This is a genomic window from Streptococcus equinus (assembly GCF_900104225.1).
Taxonomy (GTDB): domain Bacteria; phylum Bacillota; class Bacilli; order Lactobacillales; family Streptococcaceae; genus Streptococcus; species Streptococcus equinus_D.
In genome coordinates, this window is the sequence record NZ_FNJK01000001.1 from 300,399 (window position 1) to 317,160 (window position 16,762).

The following is a 16,762-nucleotide window of genomic DNA, read 5'->3' on the forward strand; positions in this document are numbered from 1 at the left end:
AAAAGAAAAAGGGATATTATAATGACAACTAAATTTACAGATTACGTAACTTCAAAAGGCCAAAAACTTGCTGAATTGAGCAATGAAGATATCTATGTAGCGCTTTTGCACTACGTTAAAGAATTAGCTGCCGAAAAACCAAAAAATACAGCTAAACGCAAAGTTTACTACATTTCTGCTGAATTTCTTATTGGTAAACTTTTGTCAAATAACTTGATTAACCTTGGTATCTATAAAGATGTTAAAGCTGAACTAGCTGCAGCAGGTAAATCAATCGCAGAAGTAGAAGATGTCGAACTTGAACCATCACTTGGTAATGGTGGTCTTGGTCGTTTGGCATCATGTTTCATCGATTCAATGTCAACACTTGGCATCAACGGTGAAGGTGTAGGTCTTAACTACCACTGTGGTCTATTCAAACAAGTCTTCGTTGATAACCAACAAGAAGCAGAAGCTAACTACTGGATTGAAAAAGATTCATGGCTTGTACCAACTGACATCAGCTACGATGTTCCATTTAAAGATTTTACACTTAAATCTCGTCTTGACCGTATTGATGTTCTTGGTTACAAACGTGATACTAAAAACTACTTGAACTTGTTTGATATTGACGGACTTGACTACGGTTTGATTCACGATGGTATTTCATTTGATAAGACTGAAATCAAGAAGAACTTGACACTCTTCCTTTACCCAGATGATTCAGACCGTAATGGTGAATTGCTTCGTATCTATCAACAATACTTCATGGTATCAAATGCTGCACAATTGTTGATTGATGAAGCACTTGAACGCGGTTCAAACTTGCATGACTTAGCTGACTATGCTTATGTTCAAATCAATGATACTCACCCATCAATGGTTATTCCTGAGTTGATTCGTCTTTTGACTGAAAAACATGGTCTTGAATTTGAAGAAGCAGTTTCAATCGTGAAAAGCATGGTTGGTTACACTAACCACACAATCTTGGCAGAAGCACTTGAAAAATGGCCTCTTGATTACCTCAATGAAGTTGTCCCTCACTTGGTAACAATCATTGAAAAATTGAATAAACTTGTAGCTAGTGAATACTCTGACCCAGCCGTTCAAATTATTGATGAATCTGGTCGTGTTCACATGGCTCACATGGATATTCATTTCTCAACTTCTGTAAATGGGGTAGCAGCACTTCACACTGAAATCCTTAAAAACAGTGAATTGAAACCATTCTATGATATTTACCCTGAAAAATTCAACAACAAAACAAATGGTATCACATTCCGTCGCTGGCTTGAATTTGCCAACCAAGATTTAGCAGATTACCTTAAAGAACTTATTGGTGATGAATACCTTACTGATGCAACTAAACTTGAAAAATTGTTAGCATTTGCTGATGACGAAGCTGTTCATACTAAATTAGCTGAAATCAAACACAATAATAAACTTGCACTTAAACGTTACCTTAAAGATAATAAAGGTATTGACCTTGATGAAAACTCAATCATTGATACACAAATCAAACGATTCCACGAGTATAAACGTCAACAAATGAATGCTCTTTATGTCATTCATAAATACCTTGAAATCAAACGTGGTAACTTGCCTGAACGTAAGATTACTGTTATCTTTGGTGGTAAAGCGGCACCAGCATACATTATTGCTCAAGATGTTATTCATTTGATTCTTTGTTTGTCAGAATTGATTAACAATGATCCAGAAGTTAATAAATATTTGAATGTTCACTTGGTAGAAAACTATAATGTTACAGTGGCTGAACACTTGATTCCTGCAACAGATATTTCTGAACAAATTTCTCTTGCTTCTAAAGAAGCTTCAGGTACTGGTAATATGAAATTTATGTTAAACGGAGCTTTGACTCTTGGTACAATGGATGGTGCTAACGTTGAAATTGCAGAACTTGCTGGTATGGATAATATTTATACATTCGGTAAAGATTCAGATACTATCATTGATCTTTATGCTACTCAAGGTTATGTTTCAACTGATTATTATGAAAATGATCCAGTAATTAAAGAAGCAGTTGATTTTATCGTTAGTGATGAATTGGTTAAACATGGTAATGCTGAACGTCTTGAACGTCTCTATAATGAATTGATTAACAAAGACTGGTTCATGACATTGATTGACCTTAAAGAATACATTGCTGTTAAAGAACAAATGCTTGCTGATTACGAAGATCAAAAATCTTGGATGACTAAAGTTATCAAAAATATTGCTAAGGCTGGTTTCTTCTCATCAGACCGTACAATCGAACAATATAACGATGAAATCTGGCACAGCAAATAAACAATAGTTTAAATAAGCGAGGTTGTTAAAGCAACCTCGCCTTTTTTATGTATATACAGAAAAATACAAAAATAATGAATTTTTATAAAAATAGGGTTGACAAATGTATAAATATTAAATAAAATGTATACATATCAAAAAGAAAAGAGAAAATGACTATGAAAGTAAGTAAAATGTTTGGTGGGTTAGCTCTTGTTGCTTCAGCTTTTCTATTGACAGCTTGTGGCTCAGGAAATCAAAAAGATACATCAGTTTCAGATATTAAAGATAAAGGAACTCTTGTCGTTGCTATGAATCCAGAATTCGCTCCTTTTGAATTTAAAACTTTAGTTGATGGCAAAGATACTATTGTTGGTGCGGATGTAGAGATTGCAAAAGCTATCGGTGAAGAGCTTGGTGTTAAAGTGAAATTCTCTTCAATGTCATTTAACAATGTTTTGGCAAGTCTTCAATCAGGTAAAGCTGATGTGGCTATCTCAGGTATTTCAGCAACGCCTGAACGTAAAAAAGCTTATAATTTCTCAGAAGCTTATTATGAATCTGAAAATGTTGTATTGATTAAGAAAACAGATCTTGATAAATATACAAAAACAAATTCATTAGACGGATTGTCAGTTGGAACACAAAAAGGATCTATCCAAGAAAATGTGGCTTCTGAACAATTGAAAGGTTCAAAAGTTGTTGCTTTGACACAAAATGGCGAAATGATTAATGAATTGAAAAATGGTCAAATCCAAGCAGTTGTCCTTGAAAAACCAATTGCAGAAGGTTACGCTGCTAATAACGATGATTTGACAATTGCTAATATCAAGTTGAAAAATGATGACGCGGATGCTTATGCTGTAGCACTTCCTAAAGGTGACGACAAATTGACTAAAGAGGTCAATAAAGTTATCAAAGACTTGAAAGATTCAGGGAAAATTGATCAATTTGTTCAAGAAGCATATGCTTTGTCAACTAGTGAATCAAGTAACTAAGGAGAAAATGATATGAAGAAGTTTTTAGGAGGTTTGTTTCTACTTTTAGCATTAGGAACGATGACAGCTTGTTCAACGTCAGGAACAAGTCAAAAAAGTATTCAAAATAAAGGTAAAATCGTCATCGCGACGGAATCAGAATTTGCACCTTTTGAATTTAAAACTTTAATTGATGGAAAAGATACCTTGGTTGGTGCAGATATTGAACTAGCTAAGGCAATTGCTAAAGAATTGGATGTTAAAGCTGATTTTTCAGTGATGTCCTTCAATAACGTTCTCGCTTCTGTGACTTCTGGTAAAGCTGATATCGCTATTGCGGGAATTTCAGTGACAGATGAACGTAAAAAAGCTTACGAGTTCTCAGATGCTTATTATGAAGCAGAAAATGTCGTGATTCTTAAAAAAGCTGATTTAGCGACTTATACAAGTCTTGAAAGCTTGGCAGGAAAATCTGTTGGTGCACAAAAAGGGTCAATTCAAGAAAACATTGCTAAAGACCAATTACCAAGTTCAAGTCTAGTTTCACTAACTTCAAACGGTGAAATGATTAATGAATTGAAAAATAATCAACTTCAGGCAGTTGTGCTAGAAAAAGCGATTGCTGAGGGCTATATTTCTCAAAATCCTGATTTAGCCATCGCAGATATGCCATTGAAATCAACTGATACAGATGCTTATGCTGTAGCCTTTGCTAAAGGAACTGATAAAAAGTTAATTGCTTCTGTGAATAAAGTTATCAAGAAAGCTAAGAAATCAGGTGAGTTTGATGCTTGGATTGAAAAAGCTTCAACTTACACGCAGAGTAGTTCTGAATCAGAATAATGAAGTGAAAAGAAACTGAGGGTTATTGCTCTCAGTTTTTCCTTACGAATGGTAAAATAATCTTAGAAAGTCAAAAGAGGTAAGCGATGAAATTACCACGATTTGGAGTTGAAGAATGGCTCAATAGCCACGAAAGAGAAGCTGTGTATGACATTGCAGGTGTGTCAATAGAAGCTCTAACATTGCAAGAATTATTTGAATTGACAGGGGAGTCTGAAACGTCTTTTTATCAGGAATTACTTGCTAAAAAATTAAATTATGGCTGGATTGAAGGGGCTCCAGAATTTAAAAAGGCGGTCAGTCAATTATATGAATCTGTGACTGAAAATCAAATTCTCCAAACTAACGGTGCCACGGGTGCGAATATGCTGGTTTTGTATGGTTTGATTGAACCTGGGGATCATGTGATTTCTTTGTATCCAACTTACCAACAACTTTATGATATTCCAAAATCTTTGGGAGCAGATGTTGATTTATGGCAGGTCCGTGAAGAAAATAAGTGGTTACCAGATTTAGCAGAACTTCGTCAATTGATTCGTCCAAATACCAAAATGATTTGCATTAATAATGCCAATAACCCGACGGGTGCTGTTATGGATGATGACTATTTGTGTGAATTAGTCGCTATTGCTAGATCTTGCGGAGCTTATATTTTGGCCGATGAGGTTTATCGTCCTTTTACGGACACAAAAGTTTCGTCGATTATTGATTTGTATGAAAAGGGGATTTCGGTAAATAGTCTTTCTAAGACCTTTTCACTGCCAGGAATTCGTGTCGGCTGGGTGGCCGCTTGTGATAAAGTAACTGATATTTTGCGTGATTATCGCGACTATACCATGATTTGTGCGGGTGTGTTTGACGATATGGTTGCTAGCTTAGCTTTGAAACATAAGGACGTAATTCTAGAGCGTAATCGCAAAATCATCAGACAGAACCTTGAAATTCTTGACAAATGGATAAAAAAAGAGAAAAAAGCTTCCTATATAAGACCAGCAGAAGTGCCGACTTCATTTGTCAAATTGGAGGTTGATTGTCCAATTGAAGAATTTTGCCTGACTCTGCTCAAAAATTACGGTGTCTTATTGGTTCCTGGAAACCGTTTTGAGCGAGAAGGATATGTTAGATTAGGATATTCATGTAAAAAAGAGACTTTAGAAAAGGGACTAGAGTTACTATCTTTATGTTTAAATGAATGAATTTTTATTCAAAAATCATTGACTAATCGTTCAAAAATGGATAAAATAGAGATAATATTAAGAGAAGAGAGAATAAATATGAAAATTAAAAAGCTTGTTCTAGGGGCACTTGCGCTTGTTAGTGTGTGTTCTTTGGCTGCTTGTGGATCTTCATCTAATGAAAATTTACAAGATAAGATTGAGAAAAAAGGTAAACTAGTTGTCGCTATTAGCCCAGACTACGCGCCGTTTGAATTTAAAGCTTTGATCGATGGTAAAGACACTATTGTTGGTGCTGATGTTGAGTTGGCTAAAGCGATTGCTGATGAACTTGATGTTAAACTTGAATTATCTTCAATGAGTTTTGACAATGTGCTTTCAAGCCTTCAAACAGGAAAAGCAGATATGGCGATTTCAGGATTGTCTGCAACAAAAGAACGTAAAAATGCATATGATTTTTCAGATGCTTACTATGAAACAGAAAATGCTGTTTTAGTTAAGGCAAGTGATCTTGATAAATATAACTCAATTGATAGTTTGTCAGGTCTTAAAGTAGCTGTTCAAAAAGGAACAATTGAAGAAGGCTTGGCTAAAGAACAATTGAAAGATTCAAAAATCATTTCTTTGACAGCAATGGGTGAGGCTATTAACGAATTGAAATCTGGTCAAGTTCAAGCAGTTGACCTTGAAAAACCAGTTGCCGAAGGATACCTTTCACAAAACTCAGATTTAGCGCTAGCTAATTTTGCATTGAAAACAAGTGACGGTGATGCTAAAGCTGTAGCAATGCCAAAAGGTAGCGGAAAACTTGTCAAAACGGTTAATAAAGTTATCAAAAAATTAGCCAAAGAAGATAAATATAAGCAATTCATTTCAGATGCTGCACAACTTACAGGCGATGCGGTTGATGAAGATGAATAAATAAAGGAGGCTGGGACAAAGTACCCAGTTTCTTTGTTTACATAGTGATTATTGACAAGGTCAACAATCTGGCGATAGATTGTTGGAGGTCTCTGTCAAGAAATATTAAAACAGCGATTACTGACTTTATTTTCCCATGCACAATTGATTAAGCACTTTTTGACGTAGATTTCCAACCTCAAACAATTTTCAATTGTTTGAGCAATCAATCACTGCTGAGTGGGTCCTAATGTGCTGATAAATCAGCTTTTACAACCCTTTTTTGACATCAAGTTGCGCTTGACTTCATTTCCCACCTCAAAAGCTTCCCCAAGCTTTTGAGTCATGCGGGGGTGAGTTATAAAGGTTCGGAGAACTTTTATAATCGGGAAATAAAGCTTACGAAGTAAGTGTCAAAAACGATCTTGGAATAGACCGTTTTAGGTCAGTAACAAGAAATTGAGGCTTGCTGAGAAATCAAGTTTCTGCGAAACTACTGATTCGCTTTTTAATTTTTAGGCTCATGAATAAAGTCTGCAGTGGAGACTTTATTTGTCTCACTCTCTTTTATATCACCCCCCAAAAAAAACGACCACCATTGGCAGTCGTTCTTAGGAGATTATGAAAAAGAAAGTTTATTAGGATTGTCTATAGTATAGAGGGAGATTCTTAAAAAATCATAATTATCATGCCAGAAAATTTTTAATTATAAAAGTTTACTTGTAGCATAACTGAAATCATTTCTTTAAATTGAGATGTTACAATGACCCTGAGTTGAAGCGTGATTTAGCTCAAAATATGAACACAGAGGATATTTCTTATGTTTACTGAGACTTTTAAAAATGTTTTAAATCATGAGGGTGTTGTTTCGATAATGTCGTGGGGTGAAGAAATGCCGCATGTTACGTGCACTTGGAATTCTTATCTTGTTTTAAAGGGAGATAATCGGATACTCTTGCCAGTAGCGGGGATGCATAGTACAGAAAAGGATTTAAAGGTTAATCCGAATCTTATTCTGACATGTGGTGCTCGTCAAGTAGAGGGATTTAACGGCTATCAAGGGACGGGGGTTAGAATATTAGGAACGGGTAGATTGGTCAATGAGGGCGCAGAATTTGACGAAATGAAAACAAAATTTCCATTTTTGCGAAGTGTCTTGGAACTAACCGTTACAGAAGCAAAACAATTGCTATAATAATCACACGTGGTAAAAGCTGATTGGTGCTGATTTAGTCATCAGTTGGCTTTTTTGTCAAGGTTACCATTTTGCAATTTTATTTTGAATATGATATAATGAAAAGAATAATACTATTATCAGTAGTGCAACAACAAACAACACGCAACAGGTGGGGTATACAGTTAAAACGGAATGTAGGGTGATAGATTATGAAGAAAATGCAGATTAATAATCCCAATGGAAGTATTGCTTACTGGAAATCAGATGTCTTTGTTTTATCCAGAGATACTCTGTTCTTTCTTCATGGATTGACAGCAGATCATACGATGTTTGAACAACAATTTTTATTTTTTGAAAATGATTATAATATCATCGCATGGGATGCACCAGCACATGGGGAGTCTCGCCCTTACGTCTCTTTTACCTATGGTGAGGCTGCAAATGCCATAAAAACAATCCTTACTGAATGTGGTATATCGCAGGTTATTCTAATCGGACAGTCTATGGGCGGGTTTATCTCGCAGGCGTTCATAAGGCGATATCCAGAAATGGTGAAGGCCTTTGTATCCATTGACTCATCACCGTATGGCAATTACTATTCAAAATCTGATATGTGGTGGCTACATCAAATTGAGTGGATGGCAAAATTATTCCCTGAGAAATTATTGAAATCATCTATTGTGAAGAAAAATACTATCACGAAATGGGGTCGAGAAAATATGGCAACAATGATTGCCAAGTATGATAAAGCGGAGCTGTGCCATCTCATGGGAATTGGATATGCAGGGTTCCTAGAAGATAATCAAGAACTGTCTATACCTTGTCCGACACTTTTGATAGTAGGTGAAAAGGATACCACAGGTAAGGTGAAAGCCTATAACAGAGAATGGTCTAAAAGAACAGGATTTCGGTTAGTTTGGATTGCTGATTCTGCCCATAATTCCAATGTTGATAATCCTGTAACAGTGAATAAACAGATTGCCGCTTTTCTTAACACTTTGAGATAACTGTCGAAATGCCAGAAGCAAGAAAAATACATACTAAATAACAAAAAGACGACTGCATTTCTGCAGTCGTCTTTTAGGAGATTATGAAAAAGAAAAGTTTTAGGATTGTTTATAGTATAGTGAAGGAACCTTAAAAAAATCATAAGTGTGATGGAAATTTTGCTGAAAACATTTTTTAAATTTTTATGGCATTTAGCGCGTGTAAGGATTGACTTTTTTTGATAAATTAGGTATCCTAATAGGGAACGTGTAAATGTTACAATGTCTTGAGGAGGTGAAACACATGTCAAAAACAGTAGTACGTAAAAACGAATCACTTGACGATGCACTTCGTCGTTTCAAACGTTCTGTGACTAAAGCTGGGACTCTTCAAGAATCACGTAAACGTGAATTCTACGAAAAACCTTCTGTAAAACGTAAACGCAAATCAGAAGCAGCTCGCAAACGTAAAAAATTCTAATTAAATATTAGATACAAAAAAAGAGGCGCTAAGCGTCTCTTTTTATGCTCTAAAGACTTCTGAATTGATTATTTTTCTTTCAATAAGTCTCGGATTTCTGTAAGGAGTTCTTCTTGAGTTGGAGCGGCTTCAGTTTCTTCTTCGTCTTCTTTACCTTTTTTGCCAAGAGCAGCGGCAGCATTTGCGGCTTTAACTACGAAAAATAGCGTTGTCCCGACGATAAGGAAGTTGATAACGGCACTTAGAAAATTACCGTAGGCAACCCCGTTCCAAGAAAGGTCGGCGATTTTTGCAACACCGGCAGCTTTTAGGGCTGGGTTGAGGAAGAGTGGTGTGATAACATCTTCAACAAGAGAAGTAACGATAGCGTTAAATGCAGCCCCCATAACAACAGCGACAGCAAGATCAAGAACATTTGCTTTAAACAAAAATTCTTTAAGTTCTTTAATCATTTGAGAAACCTCCTATATATGTTAGTACTATTATACCAAAAATATCGGCTAAAGTCTGGTTTTTCTGAATTTACAAATCACATTCAAAATGGTATAATGAAATACAAAACTAAAATGGGAATAGTGCGTGGAGGTGATCTTTTGGCGATTGACAAAGAGTTAATTACCGAGATAAAAAATAGCGTTAATATTGTTGATGTTATTGGCGAAGTGGTCAATCTTACACGTGCAGGTCGCAACTATGTTGGACTTTGTCCATTTCATAAGGAAAAAACACCGTCTTTTAATGTTATAGAAGACAAACAATTTTTCCATTGTTTTGGTTGCGGAAAATCTGGAGATGTTTTTAAGTTTTTAGAAGAATATCGTCAGATTAGTTTTTTAGAAAGTGTTCATCTTGTTGCTGAACGTGCGGGCATTCCTTTACCGATTGAGACGCAGCAGGCGCAAGCAAAGCCACAAAATCCTAATCAAGTTTTGATTGATATTCACAAGGATGCGGCTAAGTTCTACAATGCTGTTTTGAAAACGACTAAGGAAGGTCAAGAAGCGAAAGCTTATTTAGCCCAGCGTGGTTTAACAGATGAATTGATTGATTATTTTAACATTGGATTGTCGCCAAATGAGCCTGATTTTCTTTATCAATCTCTTGCAAAACGATACGAAGAGAATGCTTTGATGGCTTCAGGTCTTTTTAATTTGTCTGAACGTACCAATCGAGTTTATGATGCGTTTCAAAATCGTATCATGTTTCCTCTGACGGATGATAGTGGTCAAGTTGTTGCCTTTTCAGGTCGTATTTGGACCAAAGAAGATTTAGAGAATAAGCAGGCTAAGTATAAGAATACTAGGTCAACTGCTTTATTTAATAAGTCTTATGAGTTGTATCATCTAGATAAGGCGAGACCTGTAATGTCGAAAAAACATGAAGTCTATTTAATGGAAGGTTTTATGGATGTCATTGCGGCTTATCGAGCTGGTATCGAAAATGCTGTTGCTTCCATGGGGACGGCTTTGACCCCAGAGCATGTAAGGCATTTAAGGCGTTATGCTAAAAAAGTTATTTTAACATACGACGGTGATAATGCTGGTCAAAATGCGATTGCTAAGTCTTTGGAACTTTTAAAAGATTTTAATGTTGAAATTGTGCGAGTTCCAGAACAGATGGACCCGGATGAATTCATTCAAAAGAATTCTCCACAAGCTTTAGCGAACTTGCTTGAAAATAGTCGGATTAGTAGTACTGAATTCTTTATTCATTACTTAAAACCGGAAAATAGTGATAATCTCCAGGCTGAAATTGCCTATGTCGAGCAGATTGCAAAGATTATCGCGCAGTCACCATCAATTACGGCACAAAATTCGTATATTAATATGGTGGCTGATTTATTGCCAGACTTTGATTATTATCAAGTTGAGCAGTCGGTAAATAGTGAACGGCTTCAAAATCGCTCGGCTCTTCAATCAGAAGCGGCTAAACAAAGAGTGACGGTTGTTGAATTACCGATATCAAAGAATATCTCTGCAATTATAAAAGCAGAAAGTCAGTTGATGCAAAGGCTATTAACGCATGATTATCTTCTTAATGAATTTAGAAATCGAGAGGAATTTACTTTTGATACCCGTGAGTTGCAGACACTCTATGATTTATTGATGCAGCAGGGGGAAGTTTCTTCTTATGATTTAGCGCAGTTGGATGATCGAACGCGGCAGATGTATTATCAAGTATTAGAAGAAAATCTACCAGATGATATTGCGCCTAATGAAGTTGAAGAAATTATTCAGAAGCGTAATCGCCTACTTCAAGAGAGAGATTTACAAAAACAAAGTAAATTAATTCGTGAATCTAGCAATCTTGGAGATGTTGACGCAGCTTTAGCGGCTTTGGAAAATCTCATTGCCCAAAAAAGAAATATGGAATAGAGGAAAATATGGCAAAAGAAAAAGAAATTACTACTTTTAATGTTCAAGTTGCAGAATTTATTCGTAACCATAAAAAGAACGGAACAGCTGTCGATGATGAAGTGACAGAAAAATTGGTTATTCCATTTTCATTGGATGCTGATCAAATTGATGACCTTTTGGAACGATTGACAGATGGTGGGATTTCAATTACTGATAAAGAAGGTAACCCATCAACGAAATACGTTGTTGAAGAACCAAAACCAGAAGAATTGACTGATGAAGAATTGCTTGGAAGTAACTCTGCTAAGGTTAATGACCCAGTTCGTATGTATCTTAAAGAAATCGGGGTTGTGCCTTTGTTGTCAAGCGAAGAAGAAAAAGAATTGGCTGTTGCAGTAGCGGCTGGTGACCTTCAAGCTAAACAACGTTTGGCAGAAGCTAACTTGCGTTTGGTTGTTTCTATTGCTAAACGTTATGTTGGGCGTGGTATGCAATTCCTTGATCTTATCCAAGAAGGAAATATGGGTTTGATGAAAGCTGTTGATAAATTTGATTACTCAAAAGGGTTCAAATTCTCAACTTACGCTACTTGGTGGATCCGTCAAGCAATCACACGTGCAATTGCTGACCAAGCTCGTACAATCCGTATCCCTGTTCACATGGTTGAAACAATTAACAAACTTGTTCGTGAACAACGTAACCTTCTACAGGAACTTGGACAAGATCCAACACCAGAACAAATTGCTGAACGTATGGATATGACTCCTGATAAAGTTCGTGAAATCTTGAAAATTGCCCAAGAACCTGTTTCTTTGGAAACACCTATCGGTGAAGAAGATGATAGCCATCTTGGAGATTTCATTGAAGATGAAGTTATTGAAAATCCAGTAGATTACACAACTCGTGTTGTTCTTCGTGAACAACTTGATGAAGTTTTAGATACATTGACTGACCGTGAAGAGAACGTCTTGCGCTTGCGTTTTGGTCTTGATGATGGTAAAATGCGTACATTGGAAGATGTTGGTAAAGTCTTCAATGTGACGCGTGAACGTATTCGTCAGATTGAAGCTAAAGCACTTCGTAAACTTCGCCATCCGAGCCGTAGCAAACAGCTCCGTGATTTTATCGAAGATTAAAAAATAGTCAAGAGGTTCGCTTATGTCTGAACAAAAATATACAGAAGAAGATGTCGCAAAGATTAAAGATCGTATTCTTGAAGCTTTGGAAACAGTTATCGACCCTGAATTAGGGATTGATATTGTTAATTTAGGGCTTGTTTACGAAATCCGATTTGAGCAAAATGGACATACAGAAATTGATATGACCTTAACAACAATGGGATGCCCACTAGCAGATCTTCTTACCGATCAGATTCACGATGCAATGCGTGAGATTCCTGAGGTTACTAATACCGAAGTTAAATTGGTTTGGTACCCAGCTTGGACAGTTGATAAAATGAGTCGTTATGCCCGCATTGCTTTGGGAATTAGATAAAAGATGACACCAGCAGAAATGCTGGTGTTTTTTTGATTCTTTGATAGCCGTATGCTCTAGCTACTTTCGTTTTTCCATCGCCAGCTTATTTAAAATATGGTATAATATTTTTGATTGTATTTTAGAATGGAGAAGTGTGCCATGCAACATGTATTCATCATCGGAAGTCGAGGTTTGCCTGCAAAGTATGGTGGCTTTGAGACTTTTGTTGAGGAGTTGGTAAAAAATAAGCAGAGCTCAGATATTGTTTATCACGTCGCTTGTTTAAGTGATGATAAACATCATACGCATTTTAAATATGAGGGCGCAGATTGTTTTACCATCAAGGCACCTAAAATTGGTCCAGCTCGAGTGATTGCCTATGATATGATGGCAATTACTTATGGACTTCAAATGGTAAAAAGATCTGGTATTGAACACCCTATTTTTTATATTTTGGGTAACACAATTGGAGCATTTATTGCACCTTTTGTTTGGAGAATTCACGCTCTTGGTGGGAAAGTTTATGTCAATCCAGATGGTCTTGAGTGGAAACGCTCAAAATGGTCAAAACCGGTTCAAGCTTATTTAAAATATGCTGAAAAATCGATGGCTAAAACAGTTGATTTGGTTATTTCAGATAATATTGGTATTGAAAACTATATAAAAGAATCTTATCCAGATGCTAAGACACGTTTTATTGCTTATGGAACGGATTTGAAAAAATCAACCCTAACAGCTGATGATTATAAGGTTAGAAAATGTTTTGATAATTGGAAAACTAAGGAAAATGGCTATTATCTGATCGTTGGCCGATTTGTGCCAGAAAACAATTATGAAACAGCAATTCGTGAGTTTATGAAATCAAATACAAGACGTGATTTGATTATTATTTCTAACCACAAAAATAGTGCTTATTTTGACAAGTTAAAACATTTGACAAACTTTGAACGTGATCACAGGGTTAAGTTTGTCGGCACTGTATATGATCGTGACTTACTGAACTATATTCGTGAGAATGCTTTTGCTTATATCCACGGTCATGAAGTTGGTGGAACAAATCCTGGTTTGTTAGAAGCTCTAGGACATACCAAGTTAAATCTTGTACTTGATGTGCCTTTCAATAAGTCAGTTGCAGGAGCAAGTGCTTTTTATTGGAATAAAACATCAGGTAATCTCTCATGTTTGATTAATGACGCCGATGGTCATTATGATTTTACGGAATATGGCAATCGTGCGCGCGCCATTGTTAAACAAAATTACACATGGGAAAAAATCGTTGGAGAGTACGAGGAACTATTTTTAAATGAAGATTAATATTCTCATGTCTACCTACAATGGTGAACAATTTTTGGCTGAACAGATTGAAAGCATTCAGAAACAAACAGTCAAAGATTGGACTTTGTATATTCGTGATGATGGCTCTAGTGATACGACACCCGAAATTATTAAACGATATGCTCAGGCTGACTCACGTATTATTTTTATTAATGCCGACAATCGTGAAAATTTTGGTGTCATCAAAAACTTTTATACGCTTTTGAAACATAGCGAAGCAGATTATTATTTCTTTTCTGACCAAGATGATATTTGGCTAGAAGATAAGTTAGCTGTGACTATAGCAGAAGCGCAAAAGTATGATAGTCAGAAACCTTTATTGGTTTATACAGATTTGAAAATTGTTGATCGAGATTTAAATGTTTTACATGAAAGTATGATTAAAACACAGTCTGATCATGCCAATACTGAGTTGGTTCAAGAATTGACTGAAAACACAGTAACTGGTGGTACAGCAATGATAAATCATACATTGGCTGAATTGTGGACATCAACAGAAGATTTGTTGATGCACGATTGGTATCTTGCTTTGCTTGCTAGCGCTTTAGGTAATCTTGCTTATGTTGATTACCCAACGGAATTGTATCGTCAACATGATGCTAATGTATTAGGGGCGCGTACATGGACTAAACGCATGAAAAATTGGATTAAGCCTCATAAATTAGTTGAAAAATATTGGTGGTTGATTAATGCTAGTCAAACTCAAGCACGTTTTTTATTAGATTTAGCATTGACCCCTGAAAAAAGAGACTTGGTTGAAAATTTCACAACGATTATGGACAAGCCACTGATTCAGCGAATAAAAACATTGAATCAGTATGGCTTACGCAAAAATCGTACCTTCCATACGCTTGTGTTTAGAACATTAATTATTACCAAATTTGGTTATAGGAGAAATAAATGAAGTTCTTTAGTAAAGAAAATAAAATCTTATTAAAAGAAATGGTAAAAACGGACTTTAAACTTCGCTACCAAGGAAGTTTAATTGGGCATTTGTGGTCAATTTTAAAACCATTAATGCTTTTCACAATTATGTATTTGGTGTTTGTTCGTTTCTTGCGCTTTGATGATGGTACTCCTCACTATGCTATCGGTTTGTTAATTGGTATGGTGACATGGAACTTCTTTGCTGAAGCAACTAACATGGGAATGCTTTCAATTGTTGTGCGTGGGGATTTACTGCGTAAATTAAACTTTTCAAAAGAAATTATTGTCATTTCTTCAGTTGTTGGAGCAGCAATCAACTATGCCATTAATATGGTGGTCGTTTTTGTTTTCGCTTTGTTAAATGGTATTCATCCAAATTTCGGATTCTTAGTTATTATTCCATTGTTTATTGAATTGTTTGCTTTAGCTGCTGGTGTTGCATTTATATTGTCAACTTTATTTGTTAAATATCGTGATTTAGGACCAATTTGGGAAGTTATTCTTCAAGCTGGTATGTATGGTACACCTATTATTTATTCATTGACATTTATTTTGCAACGTCATCACTTTACTATCGGAAAAATTATGATGCTAAATCCAATTGCGCAAGTCATTCAAGATATGCGTCATTTTATTGTTTATTCTGGAAATATGCGTGGTTGGGAATTGATTAATAATAACTTCATTGCACTAATTCCATACCTAATTCCATTTGTAGTTTTTGCAATTGGTTATCATATTTTCCATAAACATGCTAAGAAATTTGCGGAGATTTTATAATGTCAGATAAAGAAATTGCAGTAAAAGTTGATCATGTAAGTAAGTATTTTAAATTGCCTACAGAAGCAACTCAAAGTTTACGTACAGCACTTGTTAATCGTTTTAAAGGAATTAAAGGATATCGTGAACAACATGTCTTGAAAGACATTTCGTTCGATGTTCACAAGGGAGATTTCTTTGGGATTGTTGGTCGTAATGGTTCTGGTAAATCAACACTATTGAAAATCATTTCACAAATCTATGTTCCAGAAAAAGGAACAGTTACGGTTAATGGTAAAATGGTGTCGTTTATTGAGCTTGGAGTTGGTTTCAACCCTGAATTGACAGGACGAGAAAATGTCTACATGAACGGTGCCATGCTTGGGTTCACAACTGAGGAAATCGATGCCATGTATGATGACATCGTTGAGTTTGCTGAGCTAGAAGATTTCATGAATCAAAAGCTAAAAAACTACTCAAGTGGTATGCAAGTTCGTTTAGCGTTTTCAGTTGCCATTAAAGCTCAAGGTGATGTGCTCATTCTTGACGAAGTGCTTGCCGTAGGTGACGAAGCTTTCCAACGTAAGTGTAATGATTATTTCATGGAACGTAAAGAAAGTGGCAAGACAACAATTCTTGTTACCCACGATATGGGAGCAGTTAAGAAGTATTGTAACCGCGCTGTTCTTATTGAAAACGGTTTGGTTAAAGCTTACGGAAATCCATTTGATGTTGCCAACCAATACAGCTATGATAATACTGAAAAAGAGTATGATGACAATGTTCAAGAGGAACGTGAAGTAGACGAAGATGATAAAATCTCTGATATTTCAATTAATTTATTGTCTGAAAAACGCTTAACACCAAAAGATGAAATTTCTTTTGAAGTTAACTACAATATGCTTCAAGATATGGACACTTATGTGGCGTTATCATTTACAGATATTGATCGCAATATTTGGATTTATAATGATAATTCAAAAGAGCGTATGACAAAAGGTTCAGGTAAGAAAACGGTTAAATATACGTGTCATATTCCAAATGTTAATGATTTGAAATTGAAATTGGAAGTGACAATCCGAGATAAAGATGGACAAATGATTG

The 16,762-nt window shown here is 35.8% G+C and carries 15 protein-coding genes and 1 pseudogene; 15 read left to right on the forward strand and 1 reads right to left on the reverse strand.

The features are described from left to right. Positions 1-21 precede the first annotated feature (21 nt). The 8 genes from glgP (at position 22) to rpsU (ending at position 8,804) form a co-directional block, all read left to right on the forward strand. A complete protein-coding gene (gene glgP / locus BLP98_RS01430; RefSeq protein ID WP_074481568.1) occupies positions 22-2,286 on the forward strand; it encodes a glycogen/starch/alpha-glucan family phosphorylase in 2,265 nt (754 codons plus the stop codon). Positions 2,287-2,444: 158 nt separating this feature from the next. Beyond that, entirely contained in the window at positions 2,445-3,263 is an 819-nt protein-coding gene (locus tag BLP98_RS01435) for a transporter substrate-binding domain-containing protein (protein ID WP_324609566.1), read from the forward strand. A 12-nt stretch (positions 3,264-3,275) separates the two neighbouring features. Next, positions 3,276-4,085, forward strand: a complete 810-nt coding sequence (locus BLP98_RS01440; RefSeq protein ID WP_074481570.1) for a transporter substrate-binding domain-containing protein — start codon at positions 3,276-3,278, stop codon at positions 4,083-4,085. Between the two features lie 86 nt (positions 4,086-4,171). After that, positions 4,172-5,281 (forward strand): aminotransferase, encoded by a 1,110-nt coding sequence (locus BLP98_RS01445; RefSeq protein WP_074481571.1) that lies wholly within the window; start codon positions 4,172-4,174, stop codon positions 5,279-5,281. A gap of 78 nt (positions 5,282-5,359) precedes the next feature. Further along, the gene (locus BLP98_RS01450; protein WP_074481572.1) at positions 5,360-6,181 is read left to right on the forward strand and encodes a transporter substrate-binding domain-containing protein; all 822 of its coding nucleotides are present in this window, start codon (positions 5,360-5,362) and stop codon (positions 6,179-6,181) included. Between the two features lie 799 nt (positions 6,182-6,980). Then, positions 6,981-7,355 (forward strand): pyridoxamine 5'-phosphate oxidase family protein, encoded by a 375-nt coding sequence (locus tag BLP98_RS01455; protein WP_033152919.1) that lies wholly within the window; start codon positions 6,981-6,983, stop codon positions 7,353-7,355. Between the two features lie 191 nt (positions 7,356-7,546). Then, positions 7,547-8,344, forward strand: a complete 798-nt coding sequence (locus tag BLP98_RS01460) for an alpha/beta fold hydrolase (protein ID WP_033152917.1) — start codon at positions 7,547-7,549, stop codon at positions 8,342-8,344. A 283-nt stretch (positions 8,345-8,627) separates the two neighbouring features. Continuing rightward, positions 8,628-8,804: a 30S ribosomal protein S21 gene (gene rpsU / locus BLP98_RS01465; RefSeq protein ID WP_000048058.1), complete on the forward strand. Its 177-nt coding sequence runs from the start codon at positions 8,628-8,630 to the stop codon at positions 8,802-8,804. A 68-nt stretch (positions 8,805-8,872) separates the two neighbouring features. On the opposite strand, the gene mscL is transcribed toward rpsU, so the two are convergent. Further along, positions 8,873-9,256 carry a large conductance mechanosensitive channel protein MscL gene (gene mscL, locus BLP98_RS01470; RefSeq protein WP_074481573.1) on the reverse strand — a complete coding sequence of 128 codons (384 nt, stop codon included), beginning with the start codon at positions 9,254-9,256 and terminating at the stop codon, positions 8,873-8,875. A 114-nt stretch (positions 9,257-9,370) separates the two neighbouring features. Here mscL and dnaG point away from each other — a divergent pair, with 114 nt between their 5' ends. The 7 genes and pseudogenes from dnaG to BLP98_RS09635 form a co-directional block, all read left to right on the forward strand. Beyond that, on the forward strand, positions 9,371-11,179 hold the full coding sequence (dnaG, locus tag BLP98_RS01475) for a DNA primase (RefSeq protein WP_074481799.1): 1,809 nt from the start codon (positions 9,371-9,373) through the stop codon (positions 11,177-11,179). Between the two features lie 8 nt (positions 11,180-11,187). Next, the gene (rpoD, locus tag BLP98_RS01480; RefSeq protein WP_024343868.1) at positions 11,188-12,297 is read left to right on the forward strand and encodes an RNA polymerase sigma factor RpoD; all 1,110 of its coding nucleotides are present in this window, start codon (positions 11,188-11,190) and stop codon (positions 12,295-12,297) included. A 22-nt stretch (positions 12,298-12,319) separates the two neighbouring features. Further along, positions 12,320-12,655 carry a metal-sulfur cluster assembly factor gene (locus tag BLP98_RS01485; RefSeq protein WP_074481574.1) on the forward strand — a complete coding sequence of 112 codons (336 nt, stop codon included), beginning with the start codon at positions 12,320-12,322 and terminating at the stop codon, positions 12,653-12,655. A gap of 141 nt (positions 12,656-12,796) precedes the next feature. Further along, on the forward strand, positions 12,797-13,951 hold the full coding sequence (cps2T, locus tag BLP98_RS01490) for a beta 1-4 rhamnosyltransferase Cps2T (protein ID WP_074481575.1): 1,155 nt from the start codon (positions 12,797-12,799) through the stop codon (positions 13,949-13,951). Beyond that, a complete protein-coding gene (locus BLP98_RS01495; RefSeq protein ID WP_074481576.1) occupies positions 13,941-14,876 on the forward strand; it encodes a glycosyltransferase family 2 protein in 936 nt (311 codons plus the stop codon). Before cps2T ends, BLP98_RS01495 begins: the two co-directional genes overlap by 11 nt. Continuing rightward, the gene (locus BLP98_RS01500; protein WP_074481577.1) at positions 14,873-15,679 is read left to right on the forward strand and encodes an ABC transporter permease; all 807 of its coding nucleotides are present in this window, start codon (positions 14,873-14,875) and stop codon (positions 15,677-15,679) included. Before BLP98_RS01495 ends, BLP98_RS01500 begins: the two co-directional genes overlap by 4 nt. Then, positions 15,679-16,423 (forward strand): annotated as a pseudogene (locus BLP98_RS09635) (ABC transporter ATP-binding protein); the annotation flags it as partial. The gene BLP98_RS01500 and the pseudogene BLP98_RS09635, both read left to right, overlap by 1 nt. Positions 16,424-16,762: the final 339 nt, after the last annotated feature.